The sequence below is a fragment of the Nocardia halotolerans genome, assembly GCF_042650145.1.
In the GTDB taxonomy this organism is placed as follows: Bacteria; Actinomycetota; Actinomycetes; order Mycobacteriales; family Mycobacteriaceae; genus Nocardia; species Nocardia halotolerans.
This window is the reverse complement of the sequence record NZ_JBHSDL010000013.1, coordinates 40,936-53,061: the sequence shown is the minus strand read 5'-3', so window position 1 is coordinate 53,061 and position 12,126 is coordinate 40,936. Positions and strand designations below refer to the sequence as shown.

Annotated in this window: 11 protein-coding genes; 4 read left to right on the top strand and 7 right to left on the bottom strand. The window is 68.9% G+C overall.

The window, feature by feature from the left end; genetic code table 11:
- The first annotated feature begins 140 nt into the window (after positions 1-140).
- Positions 141-938, top strand: a complete 798-nt coding sequence (locus ACFO5K_RS10385; RefSeq protein ID WP_378559663.1) for an SAM-dependent methyltransferase — start codon at positions 141-143, stop codon at positions 936-938.
- Here the strand turns inward: ACFO5K_RS10385 and ACFO5K_RS10380 are convergent.
- Complete coding sequence (locus tag ACFO5K_RS10380) at positions 911-2,002, bottom strand: mechanosensitive ion channel family protein (RefSeq protein ID WP_378559660.1); 1,092 nt, start codon at positions 2,000-2,002, stop codon at positions 911-913. The genes ACFO5K_RS10385 and ACFO5K_RS10380 overlap by 28 nt on opposite strands.
- A 224-nt stretch (positions 2,003-2,226) precedes the next feature.
- Here ACFO5K_RS10380 and ACFO5K_RS10375 point away from each other — a divergent pair, with 224 nt between their 5' ends.
- Positions 2,227-3,780: an acyl-CoA carboxylase subunit beta gene (locus ACFO5K_RS10375; protein ID WP_378559657.1), complete on the top strand. Its 1,554-nt coding sequence runs from the start codon at positions 2,227-2,229 to the stop codon at positions 3,778-3,780.
- On the opposite strand, the gene ACFO5K_RS10370 is transcribed toward ACFO5K_RS10375, so the two are convergent.
- The 4 genes from ACFO5K_RS10370 to ACFO5K_RS10355 all read right to left on the bottom strand — a co-directional run bounded on the left by ACFO5K_RS10370 (position 3,781) and on the right by ACFO5K_RS10355 (position 6,937).
- Positions 3,781-4,026 carry a hypothetical protein gene (locus ACFO5K_RS10370; protein WP_378559654.1) on the bottom strand — a complete coding sequence of 82 codons (246 nt, stop codon included), beginning with the start codon at positions 4,024-4,026 and terminating at the stop codon, positions 3,781-3,783.
- A gap of 5 nt (positions 4,027-4,031) precedes the next feature.
- Entirely contained in the window at positions 4,032-4,655 is a 624-nt protein-coding gene (locus ACFO5K_RS10365; protein WP_378559651.1) for a hypothetical protein, read from the bottom strand.
- A complete protein-coding gene (locus ACFO5K_RS10360; protein WP_378559648.1) occupies positions 4,652-5,764 on the bottom strand; it encodes a PQQ-dependent sugar dehydrogenase in 1,113 nt (370 codons plus the stop codon). The genes ACFO5K_RS10365 and ACFO5K_RS10360 overlap by 4 nt, the downstream gene beginning before the upstream one ends.
- Positions 5,765-5,842: 78 nt before the next feature.
- On the bottom strand, positions 5,843-6,937 hold the full coding sequence (locus ACFO5K_RS10355) for a hypothetical protein (protein ID WP_378559646.1): 1,095 nt from the start codon (positions 6,935-6,937) through the stop codon (positions 5,843-5,845).
- A gap of 165 nt (positions 6,938-7,102) precedes the next feature.
- Between ACFO5K_RS10355 and ACFO5K_RS10350 the strand changes: the two genes are divergently transcribed.
- Together ACFO5K_RS10350 and ACFO5K_RS10345 are read left to right on the top strand one after the other, a co-directional pair.
- A complete protein-coding gene (locus ACFO5K_RS10350; protein ID WP_378559644.1) occupies positions 7,103-8,389 on the top strand; it encodes an ATP-grasp domain-containing protein in 1,287 nt (428 codons plus the stop codon).
- Positions 8,390-10,429: a CocE/NonD family hydrolase gene (locus tag ACFO5K_RS10345; RefSeq protein WP_378559642.1), complete on the top strand. Its 2,040-nt coding sequence runs from the start codon at positions 8,390-8,392 to the stop codon at positions 10,427-10,429.
- Between the two features lie 7 nt (positions 10,430-10,436).
- Here ACFO5K_RS10345 and ACFO5K_RS10340 read toward each other — a convergent pair whose 3' ends face one another.
- The gene (locus ACFO5K_RS10340) at positions 10,437-10,898 is read right to left on the bottom strand and encodes a VOC family protein (protein WP_378559639.1); all 462 of its coding nucleotides are present in this window, start codon (positions 10,896-10,898) and stop codon (positions 10,437-10,439) included.
- Positions 10,899-10,926: 28 nt separating this feature from the next.
- The gene (locus ACFO5K_RS10335) at positions 10,927-12,036 is read right to left on the bottom strand and encodes a glutamate--cysteine ligase 2 (protein ID WP_378559636.1); all 1,110 of its coding nucleotides are present in this window, start codon (positions 12,034-12,036) and stop codon (positions 10,927-10,929) included.
- Positions 12,037-12,126 lie beyond the last annotated feature (90 nt).

The following is a 12,126-nucleotide window of genomic DNA, read 5'->3' as shown; positions in this document are numbered from 1 at the left end:
CCACCAAACTTCCACCACCGCGCCACGCCCGGTCCGGTGCCCGATCGGGCACCGCGAATCGACCCCTGTACTGCGCGAATCTTGTACTGTCGCAAACAGATCAGATGCTGTACCGCAAATTTCGCAGAGGAGCGAGGCACATGTCCGACGTGCACACCCCGGTGATCCGGACCGATATCCCGCATTCGGCGCGGATCTGGAACTACTGGATGGGCGGCAAGGACCATTACGAGATCGACAAGGTCGCCGGCGACGCGGGCCTGGCCGTCGATCCCGACATCTCCACCATGGCGGTGCAGTCACGCCAGTTTCTGATCAGGGCGGTCCGGCACGTGGCGCGCGAGCACGGCATCCGCCAGTTCCTCGACATCGGCACCGGACTGCCGACGATGCAGAACACCCACGAGGTCGCCCAGGGCGTGACCCCGGATGCCCGCGTGGTCTACGTCGACAACGACCCACTGGTACTCACCCACGCCAGGGCGCTGCTCACCAGCACCACCGACGAGGGCGTCACCACCTACATCGATTCCGATTTCCACGATCCCGAGCAGATCGTCGCCGACGCCCGCAACGTGCTGAACTTCAACGAGCCGATCGCGGTGATGTTCATGGGCGTGCTCGGTCACGCCAAGACCTACGACGACCTGCTGCGCATCGTGCGCACCGTCCTCGCCGCGGTGCCCTCGGGCAGCTACCTGATCATGTGGGACGGCACCGACGACAGCCAGGCCTACGTCACCCTGTGTGAGAACTACACCGGTACCGGCGGCACGCCGTATGTACCGCGGCCCCAAGCCCAGATCCGCGCCGTGTTCGACGGCATGGAGATGGTGGATCCGGGCTTCGTCTCGATCACCCAGTGGCGTCCCGAAGGTGTCGAGGTGGGCGAGGTCCGCCCGATCTCGGCCTACGGCGCGGTGGCCCGCAAGCCCTGATCCTCCAGATAGTCGCCTGCCCGGGTCTCGGCGCCCGGGTAGGTGATCGCCGTCGGGATCTTGGGCAGCGCGTACGAGTGATTGCGGCGGATCCAGGTGAGCAGTTCCTCGCGAACCGCGCAGCGCAGGCTCCACGCGTCGTCGGCATCGGCGGCCGACATCGTCGCGCGCACCACGATATTGGTCGGCGTGCTGTCGGTGACCAGCAGATTCCAGTTTCGGCCGTCCCATTCCGGGCAGCCGAGCAGGTAGGCGTGCAGGTGTTCGCGCAGCGCCGGGATCGGGGTGCTGTGATCGAGGTGCAGAAACACCGAGCCGGTGACCTCTGAACCGCCGCGCGACCAGTTCTCGTACGGCTGGCTGTTGAAGTACGACACCGGCATGGTGAGCCGGCGGTCGTCCCAGATCCGCACCGTCAAGAAGGCCAGTGTGATCTCCTCGACGGTCCCCCACTCGCCTTCCACCACCACGGTGTCACCGATCTTGACCGAGTCACCGAAGGCGATCTGCAGTCCCGCCATGAGATTGCTCAGGGTGGACTGGGCGGCGACACCGGCGATGATGCCGATCACACCGGCCGAAGCCAGCATCGAGGTGCCCAGGGTCCGCAGGCTCGGGAACAGCAGCAGAATGGCCACCGCGGCGGTGGTCACCACCAGCACCGAGGTGACGATGCGGCGCACCAGACCCAGCTGGGTACGCAGTTGCCGGACCCGCGAAATCTGCCGGGTGCGCTGGGCGTAGCGGCGCAGCAGGCTCTCGGCCACCACATCGGTGGCCCGAATCACCAGCCACACCGCGGCGATGATCGCCACCGTCGCCAGGAAGTTGCGGATCACCGCGTCCTGGTGCAGATCCAGTTCGGCCAGCGGATACACCGCGTGCAGGGTGACCATGCCGATCATCACCTGCAGCGGCAGTTGCAGTCGCCGCAGCGACGGCAGGTCGAATCCGGGCTTGCGCCGCGCGCCATAGCGCAGCAGCCGGTCGATCAGCAGACCCACCGATACCGTGACCGCGACGGTCCCCAGTACCACGATGATCGGCCGTAATATTTCCTCCACGAGATCGAACTCCTCTCGTTATCGCCCATCTCCGTCCCCGAGGCTACCCACCGGTGGGCGCACCGAACACCACGGCCGTCGGCGCAATGATTTGTACAAAATGGGATCCGATCGCCCATTCCCCTGTGACCTGTCCTCAGTCCGCCGATCCCACCCGCGGGCGGTGTCTGCCCGGCTTAACCTCGCCGTCAGGCATTACCGGTAGTGGGAAGGTGGCAGCGAGCGTGGCGAGTACCCGGGCGAAGCTGGACGAACTGGTCGAGATCCTGGCGGTCGCGACAGAGCCGGCCGGTGCGGCCGGGGTGGCCAAGCGGGCGAAGAAGGGCATCCCGAGTGTCCGCGAGCGGCTGCGCATGCTGCTCGACCCCGGCACCTTCCTCGAGACCGGCGCCCTGGCCCGCCAGCCGGATCAGCCCGACGCACTCTACGGCGACGGACTTGTCACGGGCCGAGGAACGATCGGCGGCCGCCCCGTGGTGGTGATCGCCCACGATCAGACCGTTTACGGCGGGTCGGTGGGCGTCACCTCGGCCCGCAAGTTCATGCGCGCGCTCAAACTCGCCTTCGACACCGGTTGCCCGGTGGTGACGATCAACGACTCCGGCGGGGCACGCATCCAGGACGCGGTCGGTTCGATCGCCTCCTTCGGTGACATCTCGCGGGTGCTCGAGCGACTGTCGGGGTACGTGCCGCAGGTGTCGATCATTCTCGGCAAGTGCGCGGCCGGTTCGGTGTACGGGCCGATCAACACCGATGTGCTCATCGGCACCAAGGATTCCTACATGTTCGTCACCGGGCCGGAGGTGATCAAAGCCGTCAACGGTGAGGACATCACCGCCGAGGAACTCGGTGGCGCCGCGGTACAGGCCGCGCGCGGCACGCTGCACCATGTGGCCGACACCGAACAGCAGGCCTACCAGTGGGCCCGCGACTACCTGAGCTATCTGCCGTCGAGCTGCCTGGAGCAACCGCCGGTCGTGAATCCAGGTTTGGAACCGGAGGTGACGGCGTCGGACCGGGAGCTGGAAACGATCATCCCGGACTCCGATCGCACCGGCTACGACATGCACGAGATCCTGCTGCGCATCTTCGACGACGGCGAGTTCCACGAGATCCGGGCCGCCTTCGCCCCGAACCTGATCACCGGCTTCGCCCGCGTCGACGGATATCCGGTGGGCGTGATCGCCAACCAGCCGCTGGTCCTCGGTGGTTCCATCGATGCCGCCTGCTCGGACAAGTCGACATACTTCATCCGGCTCTGCGACGCGTTCAACATTCCGCTCGTGTTCGTGGTCGACACCCCCGGCGTGCTGCCCGGTCTCGAGCAGGAAGCCAACGGCGTGATCATCCGCGGTGGCCGGGTGCCGCGCGCGATCATCGAGGCCACGGTGCCGATCATCAACCTGGTGGTGCGCAAGTCCTACGGCGGGGCGTACGGGATGATGGCGGCCCGGCAGGTCGGTGCCGATGTCAGCTTCGCCTGGCCCACGGCGCGGATCGCGGTGATCGGCGCCGAGAGCGCGGTCGACCTGATCGGTAAACGGCAACTGGCCGCGGTACCGCAGGAGCACCGCGCCGCGGCCCGCGAGTTCATGGTCAACCAGTACAACGAGACCGTCGCCACCCCGTGGATCGCGGCCGAGCGCGGCTACATCGACGCGGTCATCGAACCGTCGCGGACCCGGCTCGAGATCCGCCACGCCCTGCGACTACTGCGTGACAAACCGCCGATGGCCCCGGAGTTCAATCCGCGCAAGCATTCGGTGTATCCGATGTGATCAGCGCCCGATCGGGTTGGTCAGCGCGGCGACCAGGCGACCGGCTGCCGGGGCGCGCACAGCGCAGAGTTGCGCGCACAGCCCCGCATAGCACGGCGTACCGTCGCGGACCAGCTCGCGCAGCCTCGGTTCGGCGAGCAACCGCGCCGAAGCGTGATAGAGCACAGGCAGTTTCGACAGGATCAGGCCGTAGTCGAGCAGCCGTGCGGTGCGCCCCTCCCCCGCGAGCACCGTATCGATCGACACCCCGGTCAGCGGGTAGCGGCGTGGGAACACGTTGTGCAGGTCGAGGAAGACCCCGACCGACCCCCGGCGCGGGTCGGCGGCGTGGCGCAGCGCAGGCCCCACACACCGGCCGCCAGCATCGGCCGCTGGACGAGCAGGTGGGCGAACAGTACGCGCGCGAGGGTCACGTTCATCATCAACCGTTCGGCCGCCGGTTCGCTACGGGCGAGGTGTTCGTGCTCGAGGTATCCGGCGACGATGCTGTGATTGTGGGCCAGATACCAGTTCGACGCCGACGGTGCGGCCAGGAATCGCTGCCAGTGCCGCGACGACGGCGACAGCGTGCGCGACGCGCTCGCGCCGAGGCCGGCCTCCATCTTGTCGGTGAGCAGCCGGTCGTTGAGCGCACGCCACCACGGGCTGCCGGTGTCGGGATGCAGCACGCCACGGTCGATCTCCCAGCCGAGGAAGGTCAGTTCGGCACGGGCGTAGTGGGCCAGGCCGCGCGGATAGAACTCCGCGGCCACCGCCAGGCGCGCGTGGTCTTCCCGGTCGGCGGCGGCCAGCCGTCGTCCGAGCACGGTGTGGGCCGCACCCCGGTGGCCCGCGCCTGCCCGCGATCGGGTGTCGTCGAAGCGTTGCTCGGTCATCGGCGGGCGGGGAATCGCAGGATCCGGTCGTCGCCCTCGTGCGGGTCGCCGCGGCCGTCGGTATTGGAGGTCGTGAGCCACAGGGCGCCGTCGGGGGCGACGGTGACGGTGCGCAGGCGGCCGTGGGTTCCGCGCAGACGGTCACGGGGCTCGGTCAGACGCCCATCGGAAACCGTTGCGGTCCAGAGCCTTTCCCCCCGCAGTGCGGCCACGTAGAGTGTGTCCGCGGCGATGGCGATGCCCGACGGTGAGGCCTGCGCGGTGGTCCAGGTGAGCAGCGGGTCGGTGAAACCGCCGTCCGCGCCACCTTCACCTTCGACAGCGGGCCAGCCGTAGTTGTGTCCCGGTTCGATCAGATTGACCTCGTCGTAACGGTTCTGGCCGAATTCGGCGGCGTAGAGCCTGCCGTCGCGATGCCAGGCCAGACCCTGCACATTGCGGTGCCCCAGGCTCCACACCGGCGAACCGGCGGTCGGATTGCCCGGTGCGGGGGTGCCGTCGGGAGCCAGGCGCAGGATCTTGCCGTTGGGGCTGGCGGGGTCCTGCGACAACGATTCCTCGCCCGCGTCACCCGTGCCGACGTAGAGCATGCCGTCGGGTCCGAAGGCGATCCGGCCGCCGTTGTGGTTGCCCGCCTTGGCAATTCCGTCGAAGACGACCTCGGGTTGTGCACCCGGACGCAACCGGACGATGCGGTTGTCGTCGGCAGCGGTGAAATAGGCGTAGACATAACCTGTTTCGGCATGGTCCGGGGCGACGGCGAGCCCGAGCAACCCACCTTCGCCACGCGCGTGGACACCGGGCACTTCCGCGAACAGTTCCGGTGCCCGGCCGGGGGCGACCCGCAGGATGCGCCCGGTCTCCCGCTCGGCCACCAGCGCCGTGCCGTCGGGCAGGAACGACAGGCCCCACGGGACCTCCAGACCCTGTGCCACCTCTTCCGGTGCGGCCAGGTCCGGGGTTCCGGCGGGCACGCTCGGCGCGGTCGCGGTGACGGTCGGCGCCGCAGGGACCGGCTCGCGGTGCTGCTCGCCCGCGCAGGCCGACAACAACACGACCAGCGCGGCACCGACGGCCGTCACCGGCCTGAGCTCGATCGAGATCGGCATGGTCGCACTCCTTGTCCGGCGGCGCCCTGGGCACCACGTTGTTCGCCTCGACTCGTCACACACAGACCGACCGCCCGGTCAGGGTTTGCGGGCTCGGCGGCGCTGTTCGACCACCCGGCGACGCTCCTGCTCGCGGTAACCGTAGGTGACATTGCGAACGGTGTTGTCGTCTTCGAGGCCCGACCCCACCGCGCCGGCCAGAATGCCCAAGATTGTCGCCATCAGGGCGATCGTCGGATAGTCCAGCAGGGCGGCCGGGCGGCCCAGAGTGAGCGCCAGATACTCGGGGGAGATGACCAGTGCCACCGCACCGAGCGAGATCAGATACAGGGCCAGGAAGAACACCACCGTGCCGACGGCCACGGTGGTGAGGGTGCCCGCGTTGCGCAGCGCCAGGTGGCGGTCCGGGCCGATGCCGTCGCCGGGATCGCGACGTTCCCACAGGCCGTGCCCCGCGATGAGCCAGGTCGACAGCGCGACGAGCGCCGCCACCGTGACACCCGCCAGCCGCACCGGCCCCATCGAGGTGGCCAGCGACCAGATGTTGGAGTAGAGCACCCCGAACGCCGTGCCCGCCATCGCCCCGGCCAGCGCGGTCGAGAGCCCGACGACCAACTGCCACGGCCGATTCGCCCGGACCATGCCTGCCAGCAGGTAGGCCGTCCCCAGTGGCCGCGACCGCACCAGGCGCAGTTCACCGTCGGTCTCGACACTGCGCAGTCCGCGCACCCGCATCGGCAGCGCGGGCGAGCCGGACTCAGGGCGTCGCGACCGCAACCCGCCCACGACCGCCACCGCGATCTCGCGCAGGCGGCGCCGCAGCCTGACGGCCCCCACCGCAGGCAGTGAGATCAGCGCCACCTGGTGCGCCGGATCGATCTCGACCACCACCACCTCGCCGTTGCGATGCAGCGGCAGGTCGGTCACGCACAGTGCCAGGTCCCAGGAGGTGTCGCGGATATAGTCGCGGGCCTTGTCGATCAGGTGCCCCTTGTCGGGGTACATCGCTTCGAACGGGTCGTCGTTGACCTCCACCCGCCAGTGCACCGGTTCGTCGAGCGCCCGAGCCAGGTCCGCGGACAGGTCGGCGCGCACTCGGTGGGCCACGCGTGCGGGCAGGTCCGGGTCGGCCAGCACCCCGATCGTCACATTCTCGACACGTTCGTCTGCCACCGTCAGCCCACTTTCTCCGTCGACCCCGCTGATCTCAGCACGCTCGACGCGGTACATCGCTCATTTCTCACCTGTCGCGCGTTCCCCGAACCGGCGCACGGAAACGACCCCCAATTGCAAGGTCGAGCGCTGTTTCGGTCGGCCCGATGGGGCAAGACCACAGAGATGACGAAGAATGTTTTTGTTCCCGGCCTGACCGAGCTCCAGCGCGGCGAGATCGAAACCGTCGATATCGCGGGTGGTCTGCGGTTGCACTCACTGCTGGACTACGACGCGCTGATCAGCGCCGAGGAATTCGACTTCGAGGAGTTGCTCGACCGGGCTCGCGCGCAACTGCGGGCCTTCGACGGCCCGGTGGACGCCATCATCGCGCACTGGGACTTCCCGACCAGCGTGATCGCGCCGATCCTGGCCGCGGAATGGGGTCTGCCCTCGCCGAGCCTGGAAAGTGTGCTGCGCTCCGAGCACAAGCTGTGGAGCCGGGTGCTGCAGCGCGAATCGGTGCCCGAATGCGTGCCCGAGTTCCGTGCGTTCGACCCGTTCGATCCCGCCGCCCTCGACGGCATCGACCTGCCGTTCCCGTTCTGGGTGAAGCCGGTGAAGGCGCACTCGTCGCAGTTGGGTTTCGAGGTGCACGACGCCGAGGAGTTCGCCGCGGCGACCGCGACCATCCGGGCGGAGATCGGCCGGATCGCCGACCCGTTCGACCAGGTCCTGGCCCGGGTGCAGGTTCCGGCGGAGGTACAGATGGCCGGCGGGCGGACCTGTCTGGCCGAACAGATCGTCACCGGCACCCAGGCCGCGCCGGAGGGCTCGATGGCCGACGGCCGGTACCGGGTGCACGGTGTGTTCGACATGCGCAAGGACGCCACCGGCCACAGCTTCGCCCACCTCGACTACCCGGCGCGCACGGTGCCCGAATCGGTGCAGCAGCGCATGATCGAGGTGAGCGAGCGCTACCTGCGCCACGTCGGCTACGACAACGGTTGCTTCAACTCCGAGTTCATGTGGGACGAGGACACCGGCAAACTGTGGCTGATCGAGGTCAACACCCGCATCTCGCAATCGCACAGCGACCTGTTCGTGAAGGTCGACGGCACCTCCAACCACGCGGTGGCCATCGATGTCGCGCTGGGCCGCGAACCCGAGATGCCCTACCGCCAGGGTGAGTTCGCGGTCGCGGCGCAATGCATGGTGCCCCACTTCCGCGACGGCATCGTCACCCGGGTGCCCACCGCTGAGGAGATCACGGCACTACAGCGCACGTTCCCCCGCACGGTGGTCCGCATCGAAGTGGAGCCGGGACAGCGGCTCTCGGAGCTGCACAACCAGGACCCCTACCGCTACAAGCTCGCCACGCTCTACCTCGGCGCTGCCGACCACGCCGCCCTGGAGCGGTGCTATCAGGACTGTCTCGAGGCACTGCCGTTCGAATTCGAGGAGGTCGACTGAGTGCAGATCGTCGAGTCGTTCCCGTACGAGGTGCGCGTCACCGAGAACGTCTTCATCCCGATGCGCGACGGTGCGCGGCTGGCGGCCCGCATCTGGCGCCCGGTGACCGACGAACCGTTGCCCGCGGTGCTCGAGTACATCCCATATCGCAAACGCGACATGAGCAGGGGACGCGATGCCCTCAACCACCCGTTCCTGGCCGGGCACGGTTACGTGTCGGTGCGCGTGGATCTGCGCGGCAGCGGCGATTCCGACGGCGTGCTCTGCGATGAGTACCTCGTCGCCGAACACGACGACGCCTGCGATGTGATCGCCTGGCTCGCCGAGCAGCCCTGGTGTGACGGCAATGTGGGCATGATGGGCATCTCCTGGGGCGGTTTCAACAGCTTGCAGGTCGCCGCGCACCGGCCGCCGGCGCTCAAGGCGATCGTGAGCGCCTCGGCCACCGAGGATCTCTACGTCGACAACATGCACTACATGGGCGGTTGCCTGCTCTCGGACAACCTGTCCGAGGCGACGGTGATGTTCGCGTTCAACAGCCTGCCGCCCGATCCGGCGATCGTCGGGGACCGCTGGCGCGAGATGTGGCACGAACGCCTGGCCGGCAGCGGGCTGTGGATCGAGCAGTGGCTCGAACACCAGCACCGCGACGACTACTGGAAACGGGCCTCGGTCAACGAGGACTACGGCGCCGTGCAGTGCCCGGTGCTGGCCGTCGGTGGCTGGGCCGACGGCTACACCAACGCCATCTTCCGGCTGCTCGAGCGGCTCGAGGTGCCGCGGCTCGGCCTGATCGGCCCGTGGGGGCACAAGTATCCGCATCTGGGCGTGCCCGGCCCGGCCATCGGTTTCCTGCAGGAGACCGTGCGCTGGTGGGATCACTGGCTCAAGGGCCGCGACACCGGGATCATGGACGAGCCGATGCTGCGGGTGTGGATGCAGGACAGCGTCTCCCCGCACCCTTCCTACGAGGACCGGCCGGGCCGGTGGGTGGGCGAACCGAGCTGGCCGTCACCGAACATCGAGCCCCGCTCGCTCACGCTCGGCCGCTACTCGCTGAGCGAGCAGCCGTCGCCGCCGCACACCCTCGATCTGCAGTCACCGCTCAGTGTCGGGATGTTCGCGGGCAAGTGGGCCTCCTATGCCGCGACCCCCGATCTGCCCTCCGACCAGCGCGACGAGGACGGCGGCTCACTCGTCTTCGAGACCGAGGCCCTCGACTGCACCTGCGAGGTATTGGGACAGCCGGTGCTCGAACTCGAGGTGTCCGCGGACCGGCCCCAGGCGATGATCGCGGCCCGCCTCTCCGATGTCGCGCCCAACGGGGAGGCCACCCGGGTCACCTACGGTCTGCTCAACCTCACCCACCGTGACGGCAGCGCCGAACCGGAACCGCTCGAGCCCGGCCGTGCCTACCGGGTCCGATTGCCGCTCAACGGGATAGCGCACTCCTTCCCGCCGGGGCACCGGATCCGGCTGTCGCTGTCCTCGTCGTACTGGCCGCTGGCCTGGCCGTCCCCGGAGCCGGTGATGCTGACCGTCACCACCGGGCACAGCAGCCTGACGCTGCCGCAGCGGGCCCCGCGCGCCGACGATGACCGGCTGCGCCCGTTCGGGCCGCCGCAGGCCGCGCCCGAGGCGCCCGCCACTCACATCGAGCCGAGTGCCCACCACTGGCGGGTCGAACGCGACCTGGAGACCGGCATCTCGACCCTCGAGATCGAGAACGACCAGGGCACCATCGTCCTCGACGACACCGACACCTCGATCCGGCGCGCGACCACCGAATGGTTCAGCTTCCAGGACAACGACGTCACCTCGGTGCGCGGCGAGACCCGCACCCTGCGCCGCCTCGAGCGCGAGGACTGGCGCACCGAGGTGAGCACCCACACCGTATTGCGCTGTACCGCCTCGGAATTCGTGATCGACGCGCAGCTCGACGCCTACGAGTTCGATGATCCCCGCTCGGTTCCGCGGCCGCTGCGCAGGCGGGTGTACTCGCAGAACTGGCGCCGCCGGATTCCCAGGGATCTCGTGTGAGCACCGCTCAGTCCAGGCAGAACTCGTTGCCCTCCGGGTCGGCCAGCACGATGTGACCCGCGCTCATCGGCGGTTGGGGTTCGAAGCGGCTCAACCGGGTGGCGCCCAGGGCGACCAGCCGCGCGCACTCGGCTTCCAGGGCGGCCATGCGCTGTTCGCCCTGGAGTCCGGGCGCCGCGCGGACATCGAGGTGCACGCGATTCTTGGCGACCTTGTCCTCGGGGACCTGCTGGAAGAACACCCGTGGGCCCTGCCCGTCGGGGTCCTCGATGGCCGAGCGCGTGTTGCGCTGCTCCGGTGGCACCCCGAGACGGGCGAGGAACTCGTCCCACGCGGCCAACGGGTCGGCCCCGGCGAGCAGGTCGACGCCGGGTGGCCCGGGATGCACGTAACCGAGCACCTCCCGCCAGAAGATCGACAGGGCGCGCGGGTCGCGGGCATCGACGGTGATCTGGACTCGGCGGCTCATCGGCGCTGCTCCTTTTCCGGTTTTCGGGTCATGGGCATCCTTGCAGAGTCGCGCGCGCCGATTCGGTGATCACGTCAGCGATTTCGTGCCGTGCGCGCAGGGCACGCAGTTGCCGCCGCGCACCGTTGCCGCGGGCGAGCACCACGGCGATCGTGTCGGTGACGAAACCGTGGTCGCCTGCCTCGCGCAGCGCGGGACCGATCCGGTCGACGAGTGCGGCCAGCAGTTCGCGGTGTGGAAGCACCCGGCCACGCACGGGATCGAGCCCGGCACCGTCCATCCCCGAGTGCGCCGCGTTCCAGTAGGCCGCGCGCAGCACCTCGCCGGGCACGGCCGGGGCCGGTTCCCCGCGGTCGACGGCGGCGCGGCCGGTGCTGACGATGCCTCTGATCAGCGCGGCCAGCAGCGCGGATTCCTCGGCGGTGGCGGGCACATCGCTGACCCGCACCTCGACGGTCGGAAACGATTCCGACGGGCGGACGTCCCAATAGACCATCTCGAGGTCGAGGATGCTGCCGCTGGCCCGCATCATCGCCACAATCGACTCGTACTCCGACAGCGACGCGAAATACGGTGGTGGGCCAGCGCTGGGCCAGCGCCGCCACAGGATGCTGCGCCAGCTCGCGTACCCGGTCTCACTACCGCGGTAGATCGCCGAGTTCGCGGTCAGCGCGAGCAGTATCGGCAGCCACGGGCGCACATGATTGCCCACCTGCACCGCGGTTTCGCGGTCGGGCACCGCCACGTGCACGTGGCCGCCACACAGGCCCTGTTCGTGGGCGATCATGCCGAAGGCGTGGCCGATGCGCTGATAGCGCGGGGTGTCGGTGACCGGGTACCCCGCCGGCACCGTCGGCGGCACCCCGACCGCCAGCAACCGGGTGTCGTGCGCGGCCGCGCACTCGGCGACCCGGCGCCGGGAGGTACGCAGCTCGGCCAGCAGGGCACCGATGTCGGAGTGCACCGCGCTGCTGGTTTCGACCTGACAGCTCGTCAGCTCGAGTTGCAGGTCTAGGCCGGTGTCGCGCGCGGTGGCCGCCACCTCGGTGTTTCGGGGTGCCGGTGCGCCGGTCGCGGGGTCGGTCAGCAGGAACTCCTCTTCGACGCCGACCGTCGGTACGTGTGCCTTCGGACCCACGACGTCCCTCCTCCTCCAGCAGCAGGCGCGTGCTCGGACCGTACCCGCGCAGGTGGCGCCGAAACAGCCGCCACGATTAGTTTGCGCACG